Annotated in this window: 16 protein-coding genes; 3 read left to right on the forward strand and 13 right to left on the reverse strand. The window is 67.6% G+C overall.

Annotated elements, in window-relative coordinates:
* Positions 1-5: 5 nt before the first annotated feature.
* The 4 genes from RDU83_04595 to RDU83_04610 form a co-directional block, all read right to left on the reverse strand.
* Entirely contained in the window at positions 6-839 is an 834-nt protein-coding gene (locus tag RDU83_04595) for a sugar phosphate isomerase/epimerase (protein ID MDQ7840291.1), read from the reverse strand.
* Positions 836-2005: a scyllo-inosose 3-dehydrogenase gene (gene iolM, locus RDU83_04600; GenBank protein ID MDQ7840292.1), complete on the reverse strand. Its 1170-nt coding sequence runs from the start codon at positions 2003-2005 to the stop codon at positions 836-838. The genes RDU83_04595 and iolM overlap by 4 nt, the downstream gene beginning before the upstream one ends.
* 24 nt (positions 2006-2029) lie before the next feature.
* Positions 2030-3055: a LacI family DNA-binding transcriptional regulator gene (locus tag RDU83_04605; protein MDQ7840293.1), complete on the reverse strand. Its 1026-nt coding sequence runs from the start codon at positions 3053-3055 to the stop codon at positions 2030-2032.
* Between the two features lie 147 nt (positions 3056-3202).
* Positions 3203-3610 (reverse strand): cyclophilin-like fold protein, encoded by a 408-nt coding sequence (locus tag RDU83_04610; protein ID MDQ7840294.1) that lies wholly within the window; start codon positions 3608-3610, stop codon positions 3203-3205.
* Between the two features lie 130 nt (positions 3611-3740).
* Here RDU83_04610 and RDU83_04615 point away from each other — a divergent pair, with 130 nt between their 5' ends.
* From RDU83_04615 to RDU83_04625, 3 genes are all read left to right on the forward strand, one after another.
* Complete coding sequence (locus RDU83_04615; protein MDQ7840295.1) at positions 3741-4883, forward strand: acyl-CoA dehydrogenase family protein; 1143 nt, start codon at positions 3741-3743, stop codon at positions 4881-4883.
* Between the two features lie 301 nt (positions 4884-5184).
* Complete coding sequence (locus tag RDU83_04620) at positions 5185-7116, forward strand: phosphodiester glycosidase family protein (GenBank protein ID MDQ7840296.1); 1932 nt, start codon at positions 5185-5187, stop codon at positions 7114-7116.
* A gap of 13 nt (positions 7117-7129) precedes the next feature.
* On the forward strand, positions 7130-8734 hold the full coding sequence (locus RDU83_04625; protein ID MDQ7840297.1) for a D-aminoacylase: 1605 nt from the start codon (positions 7130-7132) through the stop codon (positions 8732-8734).
* A gap of 2 nt (positions 8735-8736) precedes the next feature.
* Here the strand turns inward: RDU83_04625 and RDU83_04630 are convergent, their stop codons facing one another.
* The 9 genes from RDU83_04630 to RDU83_04670 form a co-directional block, all read right to left on the reverse strand.
* Positions 8737-10440: an NTP transferase domain-containing protein gene (locus tag RDU83_04630; protein MDQ7840298.1), complete on the reverse strand. Its 1704-nt coding sequence runs from the start codon at positions 10438-10440 to the stop codon at positions 8737-8739.
* Positions 10437-11624: a VWA domain-containing protein gene (locus RDU83_04635; protein ID MDQ7840299.1), complete on the reverse strand. Its 1188-nt coding sequence runs from the start codon at positions 11622-11624 to the stop codon at positions 10437-10439. The genes RDU83_04630 and RDU83_04635 overlap by 4 nt, the downstream gene beginning before the upstream one ends.
* Complete coding sequence (locus tag RDU83_04640; protein ID MDQ7840300.1) at positions 11570-12520, reverse strand: MoxR family ATPase; 951 nt, start codon at positions 12518-12520, stop codon at positions 11570-11572. The genes RDU83_04635 and RDU83_04640 overlap by 55 nt, the downstream gene beginning before the upstream one ends.
* Positions 12521-12535: 15 nt before the next feature.
* Positions 12536-13438: a xanthine dehydrogenase family protein subunit M gene (locus RDU83_04645; protein ID MDQ7840301.1), complete on the reverse strand. Its 903-nt coding sequence runs from the start codon at positions 13436-13438 to the stop codon at positions 12536-12538.
* Entirely contained in the window at positions 13435-13896 is a 462-nt protein-coding gene (locus tag RDU83_04650) for a carbon monoxide dehydrogenase subunit G (protein ID MDQ7840302.1), read from the reverse strand. The genes RDU83_04645 and RDU83_04650 overlap by 4 nt, the downstream gene beginning before the upstream one ends.
* Before the next feature lie 114 nt (positions 13897-14010).
* Positions 14011-14985 (reverse strand): asparaginase, encoded by a 975-nt coding sequence (locus RDU83_04655; protein MDQ7840303.1) that lies wholly within the window; start codon positions 14983-14985, stop codon positions 14011-14013.
* 58 nt (positions 14986-15043) lie between these two features.
* Positions 15044-15979, reverse strand: coding sequence for an anion permease (locus RDU83_04660; GenBank protein ID MDQ7840304.1), 936 nt, complete (start codon positions 15977-15979; stop codon positions 15044-15046).
* Between the two features lie 57 nt (positions 15980-16036).
* Positions 16037-16972 carry an anion permease gene (locus tag RDU83_04665; GenBank protein MDQ7840305.1) on the reverse strand — a complete coding sequence of 312 codons (936 nt, stop codon included), beginning with the start codon at positions 16970-16972 and terminating at the stop codon, positions 16037-16039.
* A gap of 2 nt (positions 16973-16974) precedes the next feature.
* Entirely contained in the window at positions 16975-17652 is a 678-nt protein-coding gene (locus RDU83_04670) for a DUF47 family protein (protein ID MDQ7840306.1), read from the reverse strand.
* Between the last annotated feature and the right edge of the window lie 40 nt (positions 17653-17692).

Below are 17692 nucleotides of genomic sequence, written 5' to 3' on the forward strand. Positions count from 1 at the left end.
GGCTCTCAGGCAAACAGTCGCACCATGCTGTCGTGCCCGCGCCGCGCGATCTCGGCAGGGGGCCAGGCCCAGTACTCCGGCCGGAACAGCTCGAGGGAGTAGGCGCCGCGATATCCCGCATCCTCCAGCCGCGCGATCATGGGTTTCAGGGGAATGACCCCCTCGCCCGGCAGCAGCCGATGGGAATCACCCAGGCCTGCAGGGTCGCCGGGCTCGGCGTCGTCTAGGTGGACGATGAAGACGCGGGAGCCGTCAAGGCCTTCCAGGTCCTCCAGCCGTGACCCGCCCGCGTAGAAGTGAAACGCGTCAACGACGAGGCCTACGATGGGATCCCCCACCTCGTCGAGGATGCCCCTGGCAGCGCGCAGGGTATTGACCGAGCACGTAGGGAATCCAAGGAACTCAAACCCGACCTTCACCCCAAACGCCCTGGCGACGGCGGCCATGGCGGCCAGCGCCGCGACAGTCTGCGACCGCATCCCTGCGTCCATGGAACCCGCCTCACCCTGGGCCAGGAAGCTGGGCACCGCCACTACATACGGCGCGTCCAGGGCCCGGGCCCACTCACAGAAGACCCGGCAACGCGCCAGGATCTCCTCCAGGCGCGCGCCGGTCCGGAGCGTCGAGTCTTCCAACGCGTTGATGCTGAGCACCTCCACGCCGGCATCGCGGAGCCGGCCGCGCAGGGCGGGAAGCGTGCCGCCCGAACCGAGGTACCGCTCGATCTTCGTGTCCCTCAGCTCAACGGCCTGATACCCGGCCTCTCCAGCCACCCGGATGTCGGTCTCGATGTCAACGTGCTCACCGGTGGTGGCGCCGTTCAGTCCGAATCGCTTCATGGCAGCACGAGGATCTTGCCGCCCTCCCGCTTGGTGGCCGTCTGTATGGCCTCTACCCCGCGATCAAGCGGGAACCGGTTCGTGACAATCTGCGTCATGTCAATCCGGCGCGCCGCCATCAACCGTATCACCGACGGGAAGTTCCCGTATCCCGAGTGGCCCTGCGCGCCGTACAACTGCGCCGCGCGGGTCTGGAAGTTCTCAAGGTACATCGGCACGCGTTCGGAGGCCCGGCCGATGATCACTATCTTGCCGCCCACGGCCATGCTCGCTTCCATCTCGGGGATGGTCAGCGGCGGAGACCCCGCGGCCTCGAAGTGCAGGTCGGCCCCTTCGCCCTTGGTGGCTTCCATGATCACGTCGCGCGGTCTTGTTCCCTGACGCCCGAGATCAACGGGGTCGTAGGCGAAGTCGGCGCCCATCTTCTTGGCCAGCTCCCGTCGCGCCGGGGAAACATCGAACGCGATGACGCGGCCCGCTCCTGCCGCCTTGGCAAGGGCGACCCCGGCCAGCCCGATCGGCCCTGTTCCAAAGACCGTAACGTACCCGCCCGGCTTGAAACCGCCGGCCCTGGAGAACATAGCATTGTAGGACACGCAGGTGGGTTCGCACACCGCGCCGGCCTCGTAGGCGCGATCCATGCTGCCGTAGACCTCGGCCAGTTCGTTAATCTTCCAGCAGTACTTGGCGCCGATTACGATGAACTCGGCCATGGCGCCGTGGATCGTGAAGCCGATCTCCTCGAGCTGCAGGCACTGATTGGGATATCCGTTGCGGCAGGGAACGCACTCGCCGCACCAGATCATCTCCTCTGCGGTAACCATGTCGCCCACGACCAGATCTGTGACCTCGGAGCCAACCTCAGCGACCTCGCCGGAGAACTCGTGGCCGAGGAATGCCGGGAACTTGGTCAGCCCGGGGTAGAGCATGTAGCCGTCCTTGTCGGTCTCGTAGAAGTGCACGTCCGAGCCGCAGATACCGCACGCCCGGACCCGTAGCCTCACGTCCTTCGGGCCGAGCGGAGCGTCAGGCAGGTCTGCTAGGCGCAGCTTGGGACGGTGCCAAACACTACTGCCGGTGACCGCCTTCCCGGTGGTGCGCTCAAACTCGCTCACCTTGTAGCCGTCGCGCGGCTTCCACTCGGCTTCTAGCAACAAGCCCTTCATCTCTCCATCCCCTCCTTAGTTAGGTCACTTGCTCTGGGTGCGCGTAAGATTTGCCCCACATGATTCCCGAACAACGAGTCGCGGTTCCAGCACCAACCGGCGCGGCCGGGATGCCCCGCCGTTGAGCAGTTCCAGCAGCCGCTCCATTGCCAGGCGACCCATCTGGTACTTGGGCTGCGCTACGGTCGTAAGCGGAGGTTCAACGAGCGAGGCGAAGGTGATGTCGTCGAATCCAACCACCGCGACGTCGCCGGGGAGCCGACGCCCACGGCGATGGAGATCCTCCATTGCCCCGATTGCCATCAGGTCGTTGGCGGCTACGATGGCCGTGAACTTCACCCGCTGGCGCACAAGCGCTTCAACCGCCGCGGCGCCGCCTTCGGGACGAAAACCGCCGTCGAAGACCAGAGTGGGGTCGAACCGTACCCCAGAGGCGCCGAGGGCATCCCGATAGCCGGCCAGACGCTCCCTGGCCACCGGCAGGGTCGCCGGCCCTCCGATGAAGGCGATGCGCCGGTGACCGAGACGCAGCAGGTGCTCGACCGCCTCGCGCTCCCCCCGACGGTTGTCCACCAGCACTGCATCCATGTCCACCCCGTCCGGGGCCCGGGCGATCAGCACCGCGTGCATCCGCTGGCGCCGCAGCATCCTCAGGTGCTCGGTGTTGGCGCCCACCGTGGTGAAGATAAAGCCGTCCACCATGCGCTTTCGCAGCAATGCGAGATAACTGCGCTCCTTGGCAAGATCCTCGTAGGTGTTGCACAGCAGGACCGCGAAGCCGGCCTGGTTTGCGACGTCCTCGATTCCACGAACGATCGCCGGAAAGAAAGGGTTGCTGATGTCGGGCACGATCAGGCCGATCGTGCGGGTGACGCGGTTCTTCAGGCCCTGAGCCACAAGGTTGGGTTGATAACGCAGTCGCGCCACGGCGGCCAGCACCCGGCTGCGCGTCGCCGCTGCGACCCGGTGATCGCTCTTGCTCACGACCCGTGAAACAGTGGCGACCGATACTCGAGCTGCCTCAGCCACCTCCCGGATCGTCGCGGTCACCTGCAGGCCTCCGGCGTCAGAATCATCAAAAGCGCGCCACGCTCATGGATAGATGGAAAACGATTGCCATCAAGGGTTGTTCGACATGGCGGAACCGAGTCCTCCTCATATTTGGAACCTGGTGCCGGCTGGCGCCGGAAGGGTGGATCAGCCTTTCGTGGGGGAGATCTCCGGGGCTTCGACCCGATCCAGAGCGACTCGGGCTCCATCGCGCACTTCCCGAAACAGGGTGGCGTCGCCCTCGATGCGCCCGAACACGTTCACCGGGCTCGCCGCGCGGGGCTCGGTCCCCTGGCTGGCCGGGGTGGGGCCGAAGAAGACGCAGAACGCCTGCCCCGGGGGCCAGTACCCGAGATCGCCCACCTCCACGACCTCCCGTGCGTCCTCTTCGGGCAGGCCGAGCCCAATGCGGAAGTAGATCTCGTCTCCCCAGCGGTTCGCGCGGCCCTCGATCGGAAGCGCCTCCCAAATCGCATCGGCGGTGCGCGTGGCTCCGAGCCCGGCGATTGCCTCGACGCCGCCGACACTTATGCGGATGATCCGTGACGCGGACATGATGAAAGGGTTCCGGATCCCGCCGCGGAACCCTTCCCCGGCCACCCTCCATCCCATAGAATCGAGGGGACGCCGTACTACGGGAGGTTGCCGCGTGGAAGAACTCTTGGCACGACCGGCCGACTATTACATGCTGGATGGGTTGCTCTCCGATGACGAGCGCCTGGTGCGCGATACGGTCCGCCGCTTCGTGGACCGCGAAGTCCTACCGCACATCGGAGGCTGGTGGCTGCGGGGCGAGTTCCCCCAACACTTGGTCAAGGAGTTGGGGGACCTGGGAGTGCTGGGTGCCAATCTGCCCAGCGAGTACGGCGCAGCGGGGATAAACAATGTCGCCTACGGACTGATCCTCCAGGAACTGGAGCGGGGCGACTCGGGGCTGCGTTCGTTTGCCTCGGTGCAGGGTTCGCTCGTCATGTATCCTATCTACGCCTACGGCAGCGAGGCACAGCGGCGGCACTGGCTCCCGCGCCTGGCGCACGGAGAGGCCATCGGCTGCTTCGGCCTGACCGAACCGTCGGCGGGCTCCGATCCCGCTGCGATGCAGACCCGCGCCAGGCGCCGCGGGGACGAATGGGAACTGACGGGCTCCAAGATGTGGATCACCAGCGGGTCGCTCGCGGACGTGGCGGTGGTCTGGGCCAAGGACGACGGTGGCGAGATCCTGGGGTTCCTCGTTGAGCGGGGCACGCCCGGCTTCTCGGCGCACGAGTTGAAGACAAAGGCCAGCATGCGCGCGTCCGATACCTCTGAGCTGGTGCTCGACGGCGTGCGCCTGGGCGACGACGCCCGCCTGCCCGATGCAAAGGGCCTGAAGGCGCCGCTCTCCTGCCTGACCCAGGCGCGCTACGGAATCGCGTGGGGCGCCGTGGGAGCGGCCACGGCCTGCTTCGAGGAGGCTCTGGGCTACGCGCGAGATCGCATCGCGTTCGGCCGGCCGATCGCCGCGACGCAGATCATCCAGGCACGGCTGGCGGACATGCTTACCGAGTTAACCAAGGCGCAGCTCCTTGTCTACCGCCTGGGACAGCTCAAGGATCAGGGGCTGATGCGGCACACGCAGGTCTCGCTGGCCAAGCGCAACAACGTCCGCGTGGCGCTTGAGATCGCGCGCGCCGCCCGCTCGATCCTCGGCGCGTACGGCATCACGCTCGAATACCACGCGATGCGCCACTCCGCCAATCTGGAATCCGTGGACACCTACGAGGGCACCTACGACATCCACACGCTCATACTGGGCCGTGATCTTACGGGCTTCAACGCTTTCGGCTAGGAGCGGTCCGGGGTGAGCGCAGGCTGCGATCACAAACAAAGAGACGGCGGTTAGACCCGCCGTCTCTTTGGGGCAAGCGCAGGGCGGCTACTTGCCCTTCTTCTTAGCGGCCTTCTTAGCCTTTTTCGCCACCGTCCTCGCCTCCTTCTCTTGGAAGATGGACGGCACGATCTTGCCGTCGTGTGTGTGTTCGATACCACATATAGATTCTCCTTCTTCTTCGAACACAATTTGTTGATTTTTTGTGGCGGAGACATCCGATGAGCAGGAACGGCGGAGTCCCGCCAGAATCCCCGAGGCAATGTTCCCACCGGACGCACGCCGCAGATTCGTAACCGCGCTCGCCCTCCTGGCCGCGCTGCTGGTTGCCTCAGGAGCCGTTGCCTCCGCCCAATTGCGGCCCGAGGATGCCCGCGGCCACTGGGCAGAGGAGCGCATCGCGAACCTGCTCGCACGCGGTGTCATCGAGATGCCCACCGACCGCCTATTCCGCCCCGATGCGCCAGTCGGCCGCGCACAGTTCGTTGCCTGGCTCGTGGCGGCGCGCGGACTACCGCAGGTGCGGCCCGATCAGCCGTCGTTTGCCGATCTACCCCTCGCGCGCGAACTGGCGCCCGCCGTTGAGTCCGCCGTGGCGTACGGCATGATCCCCGCAGGCGGCCTGTTCCGCCCGAACTCGTCGCTGGTGCGCGGCGATGCCTTCATCTGGCTGGTGCGCGCGCTGGGGCACACGTTCGAATCCGCGTACATGGTCAACGCAACACTACCGTTCGCCGACCTCAACGGCCTGCCGTCAGCCACCCGCGGCGCGATCGCCATCGCCGCGCTGAGCGCGCCGCCCATGCTGCGCGAGCCACCTTCGGAGCGCGTGCGGCCCGGCGATCCGCTCACGCGCGCCGAAGCGGCCAGCCTGGTGTGGGCTTACCTGCAGGGCGTGGAGCAGGGCATGTCGCTGACCTTCTCGGTAGCGCTGGAGTCCGGCGTGACCCTCATCTTGGAGAAGCGGGGCGCGCTGAGGGCGCCGCCGGTCTGGCGGGTGCAGATCGGCGCGTTCCAGGAAGAAGAACGGGCGCGCCGGCTGGCCGATGCGATGCGGGCGCGGGGCTATCCTGCGTTCGTGGACGCGGTGGATGAGTTCTTCAAGGTTCGCGTTGGGAACTACGCCACCCGCGATGAGGCAATCGGCCTGCAACAGCGTCTCGCCGCCGAGGGCCTGCCTACCTGGATCATCCTCACCGTGTCCGACTACGAAGCGCTGGCCGGGCCGTTCTGGAGCGGGGTTGTGCTGGTGGAACCTGCCGGCGGCGCGCGGCTGCGGCCGGCGCTGGCCTCTGGGCCGGTCATAGGCCGCGGTAAGACCAGCGATGCCGCGCGCCGCGCCGGCGCGACCGCCGCGGTCAACGGCGGGTTCTTCACCTCGTCGGGAGATCCCATGGGGTGCCTGGTCATCGAGGGCGAGGTGATCAGCGAGCCGCTGGCGGGCAGAAGCTGCGTTGGAATCACCGACGACGGCCAGTTGCTCTTCGACATGCTCCGGCTCGATGCCGCCGCTTCCACCGAGGCAGGCACGGTCACGATTGACGGCGTCAACCGTGACCGCGGCGCAGGTGAGATCATCCTGTACCGCCCGGCGCACGGCGCCACCACGCGCACCAACGCCGTCGGCGCCGAGGTGGTCGTGGCCGGGGACACGGTGCAGCAGGTGGTGGATGGACGGGGCAACAGCCCGGTTCCACCGGGCGGCTACGTTCTCTCGGGACACACCCGCGGTCGGGCCTCCCTGCTGGCCGCGTTCAAGCAGGGCGATCGGGTCTCGCTCCGCCTGCGCCTGGTACCGGCCTCCGGCGATTCGCGGTGGGAGGGCGTCCGGCATGTGATGGGCGGCGGGCCGCGGCTCCTCTCCGGCGGCCAATTCGTCGGAGGTGAAGGGTTTCGGCCATCGTTTGCCAACCGGCGCCACCCCCGCACCGCCATCGGTCGGTTGGAAGACGGCCGGACCGTCATTGCGGTGATCGGAGGGCGCCAGCCGTATCACAGTCTCGGCATGACCCTGGTCGAGCTGGCGGGGATGCTTCGGAGGCTCGGGGTGACCGACGCCCTGAACCTGGATGGCGGCGGGTCAACGACACTGGTAGTGCGGGGAGTGGTGATCAACCTGCCGTCGGACGAGATCGGGGAGCGCCCGGTCGGCGACGTATTGTTGGTGCTGCCTCCGTCCCAGGCAGGGAAGTAAGGGAGGGAAGTAGATGTACAGCCTGGTCTTCCGCAACGCCCGCATAGTGGACGGTACGGGTAACCCATGGTTCTGGAGCGATGTGGGCGTGGAGGACGGCCGCATCGCGCGGATCGGCGACCTCTCCGGCGCCGCCGCCCGGCGCACCGTTGACGTTGGCGGCGCGGTGCTGGCGCCGGGGTTCATTGACCTGCACACCCACGGCGACTTCACGCTGCCGACCTTCCCTCGCGCCGAGGCGATGGTGCGCCAGGGTGTTACCACGCAGCTCGTCGGCAACTGCGGTTTCTCGCCGTTTCCGGTTTCGAAGGAACGCCTGGACCTGCTGCGTGCCTATGCCGCGTTCGTGGACGCCGGGCTTTCGTGGGAATGGGAAGACGCGGCCGGCTACGCCGCCTGTCTGGAACGCCTTCCGCTGGCCTGCAACGTCGCTCTCCAAGTGGGCCACGGGGCCGTGCGCGTCGCGGTAATGGGTTTTGATGACCGTCCTCCATCGCCGCAGGAACTGGACGCGATGCGGGACCATGTGGCGCGGGCGCTGGAGCAGGGGGCGTTCGGTCTCTCCTCGGGCCTGATCTATGTCCCCGGCAGTTACGCCACGACCGAGGAACTGGTGGCGCTGGCAGAGGTGGCAGGGCGGTACGGAGCGTTCTACTCCTCCCACATCCGAGGTGAGGGCAACTCTCTGCTGGACGCTGTCGGCGAGGCGCTGGCGATCGGACGCAGGGCCGGGGTGCCCGTCCAGCTCAGCCACCACAAGGCAATGGGTCGCCAGAACTGGGGCCGGGTAGGCGCCTCGCTGGAGATGATTGATCGCGCGCGCGCATCGGGTCAGGACGTGCTGGCGGACCAGTACCCGTACACCGCGGGCAGCACCACCCTGGCGGCAATCATGCCTAAGTGGGCGATGCAGGGCGGGGTCGAGGCGATGCTGTCCCGCCTCGCGGATCCCAACCAGCGCGCCCGCATCCGCGCCGAGATCGCGTCTCCCGGACCTGAGGCGCTGTCCTCAGGAACCCGCGAGTTCGACCCTGAGGCGATCATGATAAGCCGCGTTCCCGACGGCCCCGGCAAGGAGTACGAGGGCAGAATGCTTACCGAGATCGCGGCGGAGAGGGGCGAGGACCCGGTAGACGCGGCCCTGCACCTGCTGGAAGGTGGGCGCGGCGGCGTCCAGATGATAATCTTCGCCATGTCCGAGGAGGACGTGAGACGCGTGCTGCGCCACCCCGCGGTGGCCATTGCCAGCGACGGGTGGACACTCTCTCCCTCGGCCGGGGGCAGGCCGCATCCTCGCAGCTACGGCACGTTCGCGCGCGTGCTGGGCAGGTACGTACGTGAGGACGGGGTGCTCGGCCTGGAAGAAGCGGTGCGCAAGATGACCTCACTCCCGTCACAGCGGCTGCGCCGCTATGACATGGGGCTAATCCGGCCGGGCTGCGTCGCCGACCTGGTGGTCTTCGATCCGGAGCGGATCACCGATCTGGCCACGTTCCAGGATCCACACCGTTACTGCGCGGGCGTCTCCCACGTGATCGTCAACGGAGCGATGGTCATCGAGAACGAAGTGGACACCGGCGCCAGGGCCGGGCGGGTCCTGAGGCGCGGGGAACCCTAGGCCTACTCGTCGATGGCAGAGAGATCGGCGCTGGTGTCAACGTCGGCGGCGCAGGACTCGGGGAGGGGCACCAGCACGTATTCCCCTGGATGGGATTGGATCACGCTGCGGGCGCCGCGGTCGCCTTCGAGAGCCAGCAGCTCCGGGAAGAAGGCCCGCGGAAAGAAGACGGGTGGAGTTGCGGCGCCGTGGTGCTCCGACGCGACGATCCGCCGCCCTGCGCCGGCGGCCGATTCGATCAGACGGTCAATCACCTCTGCCGAGACGAACGGCTGGTCCGCCAGCAGGATCACCGCGCCGGAGGCGTCGGGCGAGACCGACTCAATTCCGGCGCGGATCGAAGACGCCATGCCCCTAGTGGGATCCGGGTTCTCCACGATCCGCACCGCCAGGCCGTCGAGCAGCGAACGGTATAGCTCTGCGTGCGTGCCCAGCACCATAATCGTCTCGCCGCAGCGCGAGGCGAGCGCGGCCTCCACCACGCGGCGGATCATCGGCGTTCCCCGCACGGGAATCGCCAGCTTCGGACGGCCCATCCGGGTGCTGGCTCCGGCCGCCAGGATCACGGCAGAAACCAAGGAGCCCGCGTTCTGCGCGGGCAGGTGGATGGGACCGGCGCGGGCGCGCAGGAACCCTCCTGCGCGCCCGCGCGCCACGGCGAGGATCTCGGAGAGGGCCGCCAGCGCGATCTCGTCCGGAGTGTCGCCGCCGATGTCCAGGCCGACCGGGCCGTAGATCTGCGCGCGGCGGTCATCGCCGATCGCCACACCTTCGGCCACAAGCTCCCGCAGGATCTTCTCGGTACGCGCCCTGGGTCCCAGCATCCCCAGATACCGTGCCGGGGTCGGCAGGAACGCCCGCAGCAGGTCGCGGTCGTGGACGTAGTTGTGGGTCATGACCAGCACGAATGAGAGGGAGTCGGTTGGGACCGTCCCTCCGGCCTCGGGGAACTCCGTGCGGAGGAACCCGGTTGCGCCCGGAAACCGCTCGGGCGTCAGGAACGCCTCGCGCCTGTCAACAACCAGCACCCTCCAGCCGAGCTGCGATGCGAGGCGTACCACGGGAATCGCATCGTGTCCTGCCCCGCAGACGATCAGGCGCAGCGGAGGATGCAACGCCTCCACGAACAGCCGTATCTGCGGTCCATCCTCGGCACCCAGGACGTGAATCCGCGAGCGGTGCGCGCCCGAAGCGCTCAGCACGATCCGCGCGGCCGCCTTATCCAGGGCCGCATCGCCCAGGCCGCCCTGGCAGCGGCCGTCGGGCCACACCGCGATGCGCCCTCCCGCGGGGACCGCGGCCCCCCCCTCCACCACGGTAACGAGCCCGAGGGCAGCGCCGTCGAGCACTGCCTCCGCCGCCTGCCACAACAGGTCGTCACCCGTCACCGGCTCGACGAACACCTCGATCGCGCCGTTGCAGCCCAGGCCCAACCCCCACACCGCGTCGTCATCGGCGGTCAGGTCGTAGAGCATTACCCGAGGGAGGCACCGCTCCATCACATCCCCGGCCACAACCGCCACATCCCCCTCGAGACAGCCCCCGCTGATGCTGCCGGTCAGGCGGCCCGAGCGGGTAACGAGCATGCGTGCGCCCTCACGCCGGTAGGTAGAACCCCGGACCCCTATTATGGTGGCTACGGCCATCGGCTCTCCTGCGGCCGAGGCCTCCCGCGCAGAGGAGAGGAGATCGGCGAGTTCCTTCATGGGCGGCGCGCCAGATGGCGTTCGAGCCGGCGCAGGCTGTCCAGGTTGTGCGCAGGGGCGAAAACGTCCACATGAGGCAACGCGACCCGCATCCCCTGGCAGATCGGCTCATACCCCGGGCTCGCCAGCAGCGGGTTCAACCAGATGACGCGCGCGGCGCGCCGGTGCAGCTCGGCCATGGCGGACTCCAGCACGTCCGGCTCGCCGGTATCCCAGCCGTCGCTGATGATTATGACCACCGTCCTGCCATCGAGCGCCCACCCTCCGTAGTCGGCCAGAAACCGGCGCAGGCTGCGACCTATCTTCGTCCCGCCGGACCAGTCGGGCACCTTCCGGGCGATCTCGTCCATGGCGGCACGCAGATCGGCGCGTGCCAGCGACCCCGTGATCCGGCTGAGGCCGGTGCTGAACACAAAGGTCTCGACCCTGGCCACCGCGTGCTGCAGTGCATAGATAAGCTGGATCAGGAACCGGCTGTAGAGGTCCATCGAGCCGCTGACGTCGCACAGCAGCACCACGCGCGTCTTCTGGAGCTTCCGTTCCCTACGGAGGATGTCGAGCATCTCGCCTCCGCGGCGCAGGCTGTGCCGGATCGTCCGCCGCAGGTCCACCAGGTGCCCCTTCCGGGCCTGCCTGGTCCGGCGTGACAGGCGCGTTGCCACCCTCCGGGCGATCGCGTTCACGACCGCGGTGATCTCGTCAAGTTCATCGGCGGAAAGCGCACTGAAGTCCTTGTGGGTGAGTGCCTCAACCGGGCTGTAGGCCGGGACTCGATCGCCGTCGGCGCCGGCGTCACCGTTCTCCTGCCATTCGATCATCACGCGGTCGAGTGCCTGCCGGCCGTCAAGCGTGGGCGCGCGCTGATCTCCGGACGGAGGAGCGCCCACCGCCCGCTGCATCTCGCCCCAGAACTCCCAGAAGGCGGCGTCGAATATGCGCTGCGCCTCCGGCCCGGACGCCAGAACCGCCCGCAGCGCAAGATAGGTCTCAAGGCGATCGGTCAGGTCCACGGCGGAGAGAGCGCGCAACGCGTCGGCGGCCTCGGGCGGCCCAACGATCAACCCGCGCCCTCGCAGCAGGCGGGCGAACGCCACCACGTTGGCCGCGAGGTCACCGTGCCGCGGGCGGTCTACCTGCGGATCGCGAGCCGCTCCGCGGCGCGCACCACGGCTTCCTGGGACCATGGCCTTCCTTCCTGCTCCAGCGCCGCGACACCATCGAGAAGCTGATCCAGCCACTGCGCCCGCACTGCCGCGGCGTCGTCGTGATGCTTGAAGAGCACGCCCAGCGTTTCCTCGACCGCGGCCCGGTCGAGATGGTCCCGGTGGAGGGCCATGAGCGCGGCGCTCCAGTCCAGGGTCTCGGCGACCCCCGGGGCCTTCTCCAGGCGGAGGCGCCGGATCAGTTGCATGAAGGCGCTGATCTGCTCGGCCAGGCGCCCATTGACCGCCGGTACCTTGCGCCTGACGATCTCCAGCTCCTTCTCAAACGTGGGGTAATCAATCCAGAGGTACAGACACCTCCGACGCAGCGCGTCGCCGAGCTCCCGGGTGCGGTTGCTGGTGAGCACCACGTTGGGAATCGCGGTGGCCGCTATCGTGCCGATCTCTGGGATGGAAACCTGGAAGTCGGAGAGGACCTCCAGGAGAAACGCCTCGAACTCCTCGTCGGCCCGGTCTATCTCGTCCACCAGCAGTACAGGCGACTGCGACCTGGTGATGGCGTCCAGCAGCGGCCGCTTGAGGAGAAACCCCTCGCTGAATATCTCGGCCTCGCGCTCGGCGAGCGACCGCTCGCCACCCTCGGAGAGCCGGATGTGGAGGAGCTGCTTCTGGTAGTTCCACTCGTAGAGCGCGGTGGTGGCGTCGAGACCCTCGTAGCACTGCAACCGAATCAGGTCTGCATCGAGGGCTCGGGCCATTACCTTCGCCACCTCGGTCTTCCCCACGCCTGCGGCGCCCTCTATGAGCAGGGGTTTGCGCAGCGTGATGGACAGGTAGACGCTCGTCGCGATCGTGCGGTCGGCGACGTAGCCCTGATTGGCCAGCAGCTCCTGGATGTGGTTGATCTCGGAGTGCATCCCCTGCTCCACCAATCAGGCCCGCGACGCAGCCCGTCCGCGGCGCCGGACCGCCATGGCCCGGTCGCGGGCGAGCGTAAGGGCACGGCGGGTAAGAACGCCGGCCAGATGCATCCGGTACTCGGCGCTGGCGTGGATGTCGGGGTTGGCCTCGACCCCGTCCGCGGCGGATGCGGCGGCAGCTGCCAGCACCTCGTCGGTGGGCTCCGCTCCGGCCAGGGCCGCTTCGACGCCGAACGCCCGATAGGCAGTGGAGGCCACGCCGGTGATGCCCACGCGGACGTGGACGCAATGGCCGGCCGGGTCCAACCCGATCACGGCCGCCACCCCGGCCAGCGCGAAGCCGGAGGCCGGGTTGGGCATCTTCAGGTATGCCGCGCCCAACCTGGGAGGGGCCGCGGGGATGGCGATCTCCGTCAGAAGCTCGTCCGGCCCTGCGGCGGTCGTCATGAGCCCCAGGAAGAACTCCGCGGCCGGGACGGTCCGCACGCCGGATGGGCCCAGCAGCGTGAACTCCGCGTCCAGCGCCAGCACCGTGGCAGGGTAGTCTGCCACGGGATCGGCGTGCACGAGGGTGCCGCCGATCGTCCCTAGGTTGCGCACTTGAAGGTCGCCGATGACCGCCGCGGTTTCTGCGAGGACCGGGGCTGCCCGGCGCACCGTCGGTGAGATCTCAATCTCCCGGTGCGTGGCCATCGCTCCAATTCGCAGCACGCCCCGGCGCAGCCGGATGCCGCGGAGAGACGCCACGCGCCCGATGTCTATCAGGTGGGCCGGCGTTGCGACCCGCAGCTTCATCATGGGAAGCAGGCTCTGCCCGCCGGCCAGGATCTTGGCGTCGTGGCCGTGCGACAGCAGCATCCGCAGGGCGGCCTGCACCGTGCGGGGCCGATGGTAGGCGAACGCGGCCGGAATCACCGGGCCGGCTCCGCGTTCGCGCGCTGTTGCACCTCGCGCTCCAGCGCCTTGAAGAACACGCCTGCCAGCTGCTTCGCCACGCCGCCGAACAAGCGATGGCCGACGCTCATCAGAACCCCGGTCACCTGAACGTCCCCGACGTACCGCACGAGCGTCGAGGCGTCCCGGCCCTCCAGGGTCAGGGCGCCCGCGGCCCTGATCGTTCCGGGCCGCCCGCCTCCCTCCACGGTCAGGGTCATTCTCTCCGGGGGGGTTCTTTCCGTGATACGCGCCTTTCCCTGGTAGGCTCCGCGCACCGGTCCGACTGCCAGCTCGATCGTGGCGTCGTAGGCGTCATCACCGGTCGGGACGAGTTGCTTGAGACCCGGGATCGTCTTCACCAACACGTCGGGGTCGTTGAGCGCGGCCCACACCTGATCGCGCGTCGCCGGAAGGAGATGCTCGCCTTCTATCTTCATGCCGGACCTCCTGGAAGCGAAGCCGGCGGAAGCTGGAAGCCGTATGGCCTGCAGCACCCGCCGTGCCATCTTTCATTATAAGAAGTCTGGATTTTGCGTGTCAATTTCGAGCCTTCACGCCTCTGCCGCCAGGTAGTCGCGCAGCGCCTCGCCGCGCAGCCCGTTGCCCAGACCCACCGCCAGCTTCAACCTGGCTTTGTGGCCCGGCAGATCGTGCACGAAGAAAACCCCACGCGTCAGCAGATCGCGATATGCGCCCTGGTAACCGTAGCCGTCCCACATCTCGCCGGTGAGACACCGCGTGGTGACGACCACCGGGACCCCCGCGCCCAGCGCGTCACCGATGGCAGGCAGCAGCGGCGGCGGCACCCGGCCTCCGCCGAAAGCTTCTATCACGATCCCTCGGGAGCCGCTCTCCAAGCTGCAGCGGAGGAACCGATCGTCCGCGTCCACGACCAATCGGATAAGGTCCACCTTGGGCTCCATGGCGTTGAGCAGCACGCGCCGCGGGTACGGCGCTGCTACAAACGCGATCCGGTCCCCGTACGCAAGACCCGCCGGGCCGGTCACCGGCGACTTGTAGGTGTCCTCCTTCTGCCCGCTGGTCTTGGTCACCCACCGCGCGGAGTGGACCTCCTCGTTCAGAACCACCAACACTCCGCGCCCCCGCGCCTCGGGCGAAGCCGAGGTGCGGATCGCGTCGTAGAGGTTGCGATAGCCGTCGAACCCGATCTGCGAGGCGTTGCGCATTGCCCCGGTGAAGACGACCGGGGTCTGGCCGCCCACCGTCAGGTGCAGGTAGTAGGCAGACTCCTCGAGCGTGTCGGTCCCGTGGGTGATGACCAGAGCCGCCACCTCCGGCCGCGCGATGATCTCCGAGGCGCGGCGGCTCAACTCGAAAATCCGCTCGAGCGTCATGAAGGCGCCCGGGATGAAGTCGAACTCTTCTACGGTTAGCGAGGCGATTGCGTCGAGCCCCGGGATCTCGCGCAGCAGGTCAGCGCCGCGTAGGACAGGCGTGGCCCCGCGGCCGTCCGCATCGCGGGTCGAGATCGTGCCGCCTGTTGTCAGTACCACGACGTTGGGCATAGATGCCTCCATCGGGCGGCCCGGCCGTCGGGCTCCTGCGCGCCCCGAGACAGGGTTCTCATCGTATCAGGCGGTAGACCACCAGCAACAGCCAGGCCGCGGCGCCCGAGCCCGCGACGCTGATTACCCATCCGGCCGGGATCACCATCAGGGTTCGGCGGTTGACGCCCATGATCCCCTTGGTGAGGCCGACCCCGACAACCGCGCCGACGATCGCCTGTGAGGTGGACACGGGGATCCCAATCTGGGTGAACAGGTGAATCGTGATCGCCGTGGCCGTCGTGGCCACCAGGGCGGAGATCGGATCCAGCGCCGTGATCTGCTTTCCAACCACCGCCATGACACGATGGCTGTAGGTCAGCACGCCTAGCGCTATGGCCGCGCCGCCCAGGGCGGCACCGGAAGAGGCCCCGATCACCCCGACGGCCACGTACGGCGCCATGGCGTTGCCGACGTTGTTGGCGCCCATGGCATAGGCGGCATAGCAACCTATGACAACCGCGGCGTATTGCACGGACCGCTGGAAGAACAGCGCGCTTCCCAGACGCCCGGCAGCCAGCGCCGCGAGCCCCCTGTAGATCAGGTAGGCGATGGTGGCGGCTCCAACCGGCGTCGCCACCATTGAGGTGGCTACCCTCATCACGATCGGGATGTTGAACCCCGCCCGTTCGGCGAACCCGACGCCGATGAGCGCACCGATTATCGCGTGCGAGGTCGAGACCGGCATCCCGAATCTGGTCATCACGTGCACGTTAATGGCCGCCGCCAGGGCGGCCACCACGCTCATCTCGAGTGAGAGGTGGGTAAAACCGCCCAGGGCCGGAAAGATCTTCTGCCCCTCGACCACGGCGCCCAGGAAGCCGAAGGCCGCGGTGAGGACCGCGGCCCGGCGCAGCGTGACGATGTTGGCGCCTACCTGGGGGCCGAATGCGTTGGCGGTATCGTTGGCGCCGATCCCCCAACCGAGGTAGAGACCTGGAAGGAGACTCAGCACGGATGAGCCGCTCCGGGGGCGGCCCGTGTGCCTATGCCCATGCCCCTGCCGACCTTCTCACCGCAACAGGCCTGACCCTGCCATCAGGAGGTAGCCCGTGATTCCCGAACCCAGGATGCTGATAACCCATCCCGCTGGGATCATCCAGAACATCCGGCGGTTGACCGCCACCACCCCTTTGGTAAGCCCGACGCCGACCACCGCGCCGACGATCGCCTGCGAGGTGGAAACCGGGATCTTGAGCTGGGTGAAAAGGTGGACCGTGATCGCCGTGGCCAGCGCCGCCACCAGCGCGGTGATCGGGTCCAACGCCGTGATCTGCTTGCCGACCAGCATGACGACGTTCCGGCTGTAGGTGAGCACGCCGGCGGCGATGGCCACTCCGCCCAGCGCAGCCCCGGCGGCAGGGCCTATCACGCCCACGGCCACAAACGGGGCCATCGCGTTGCCGACGTTATTGGAACCCAGCGCGTACGCGGCGTAGCACCCCACCACCACAGCGGAATAGCGCACGGCACGGCCGAAGAGCATCCCCCCGCCGAGCCTCCCGGCCGCCACCGCGGCGAGCAGCCGGTGGAGGAGGTAGGCACCGACCCCGGCCCCGATCGGCGCGGCCATCATCGAGGCGACCATCCGCGCTGCGATCGTTGGATCGGAGCCTTTCCCCGTATACAGCCCTGCGGCAATCAGCGCGCCGAAGATGGCGTGCGAGGTCGAGATGGGCAGCCCCAGCTTCGTCATGACGTTGGTCGTGATGCCGGCGGCCATCGCGGCGATGATGCTCGTCTCCAGCGTCAGGCTGGTAAGGCGCCCCAGCGTTGGGAATACCTTCTCGCCCTCCAGAACCGCGCCGAGGAAAGCGAAGATCGCCGCCAGGACTATCGCGCGGCGGTAGGCGATGATGTTGGCGCCGATCTGGGGGCCGAAGGTGTTGGCCGCGTCGTTGGCCCCAATCCCCCAGCCGAGGTAGAGGGCAGGCAGTATTGCGATCATGTCTAGATCTTCAGGCCGATAATCAGTGCCTCAAGACGGTCGCCCGCGTCCTCCATCTTGTCGGACATCTCGGTCAGTGTATCAAGGAACTGCTTCAGGTGGGCCTTGCCGGCCAGGGGAAGCTCAGAGGTGAAGATCTGCCGGGTCATCTTCCACTCGATGCCGTCAATCAGTGATTCGGTGACGCCGAGCTTGGTCAGGCTATCGCGGATCACCCGTTGATCAGGGGTCAAGAAGAAGTTCGTCACGGCATCGTGCAGACCGCCGTAGGCCACCAGGGTTTGCTCCTGTATCTGCTGGATGTGCTCCGCGTACTCCGAGGGGATCTCGGGGCGCTGGCCCAGCAGAAAGTCGCACGCCACCTCGGCCGCATCGGCGATCATGTCCATCCGCTCAACGAACTCGTGGATGTCGGATCGGAAAATCGGCAGAAACGCTCCCCGGTAGAGCAGATCAACCACCGAGCGCCGCATCTGGTCCGCGTCGGTTTCCAGGTGGTCCACCTCGATCGCTCCTGCCTTGGCCTCTTCAATCCGGCCGGCGAGGTAGTCGTCCATGACGGTTCGGGCCCGCGCCACGCACTCACCGACCTTGTCTAGGTGTTGGAGAAGCAACTCGCGGACTTCCCCCTCGCTGCCGTGTCCAAAGATGAACTTCATCGCTCTTGCCACTGCCGTCACCTCCAAGAGGCATTCCTCCCGTAGGTTCGTCGCCGCCGCG

It is taken from the genome of bacterium (genome assembly GCA_031082185.1).
GTDB lineage: Bacteria > Sysuimicrobiota > Sysuimicrobiia > Sysuimicrobiales > Humicultoraceae > VGFA01.

What these genes read in the sequence shown, in the direction of transcription:
- RDU83_04595 (MDQ7840291.1), bottom strand. Translation starts at nt 839, where the DNA reads ATGAAGCGATTCGGACTGAACGGCGCCACCACCGGTGAGCACGTTGAC.
- iolM (MDQ7840292.1), bottom strand. Translation starts at nt 2,005, where the DNA reads ATGAAGGGCTTGTTGCTAGAAGCCGAGTGGAAGCCGCGCGACGGCTAC.
- RDU83_04610 (MDQ7840294.1), bottom strand. Translation starts at nt 3,610, where the DNA reads ATGTCCGCGTCACGGATCATCCGCATAAGTGTCGGCGGCGTCGAGGCA.
- RDU83_04615 (MDQ7840295.1), top strand. Translation starts at nt 3,741, where the DNA reads ATGCTGGATGGGTTGCTCTCCGATGACGAGCGCCTGGTGCGCGATACG.
- RDU83_04620 (MDQ7840296.1), top strand. Translation starts at nt 5,185, where the DNA reads ATGTTCCCACCGGACGCACGCCGCAGATTCGTAACCGCGCTCGCCCTC.
- RDU83_04625 (MDQ7840297.1), top strand. Translation starts at nt 7,130, where the DNA reads ATGTACAGCCTGGTCTTCCGCAACGCCCGCATAGTGGACGGTACGGGT.
- RDU83_04630 (MDQ7840298.1), bottom strand. Translation starts at nt 10,440, where the DNA reads ATGAAGGAACTCGCCGATCTCCTCTCCTCTGCGCGGGAGGCCTCGGCC.
- RDU83_04635 (MDQ7840299.1), bottom strand. Translation starts at nt 11,624, where the DNA reads ATGGTCCCAGGAAGCCGTGGTGCGCGCCGCGGAGCGGCTCGCGATCCG.
- RDU83_04640 (MDQ7840300.1), bottom strand. Translation starts at nt 12,520, where the DNA reads ATGCACTCCGAGATCAACCACATCCAGGAGCTGCTGGCCAATCAGGGC.
- RDU83_04650 (MDQ7840302.1), bottom strand. Translation starts at nt 13,896, where the DNA reads ATGAAGATAGAAGGCGAGCATCTCCTTCCGGCGACGCGCGATCAGGTG.
- RDU83_04655 (MDQ7840303.1), bottom strand. Translation starts at nt 14,985, where the DNA reads ATGCCCAACGTCGTGGTACTGACAACAGGCGGCACGATCTCGACCCGC.
- RDU83_04665 (MDQ7840305.1), bottom strand. Translation starts at nt 16,972, where the DNA reads ATGATCGCAATACTGCCTGCCCTCTACCTCGGCTGGGGGATTGGGGCC.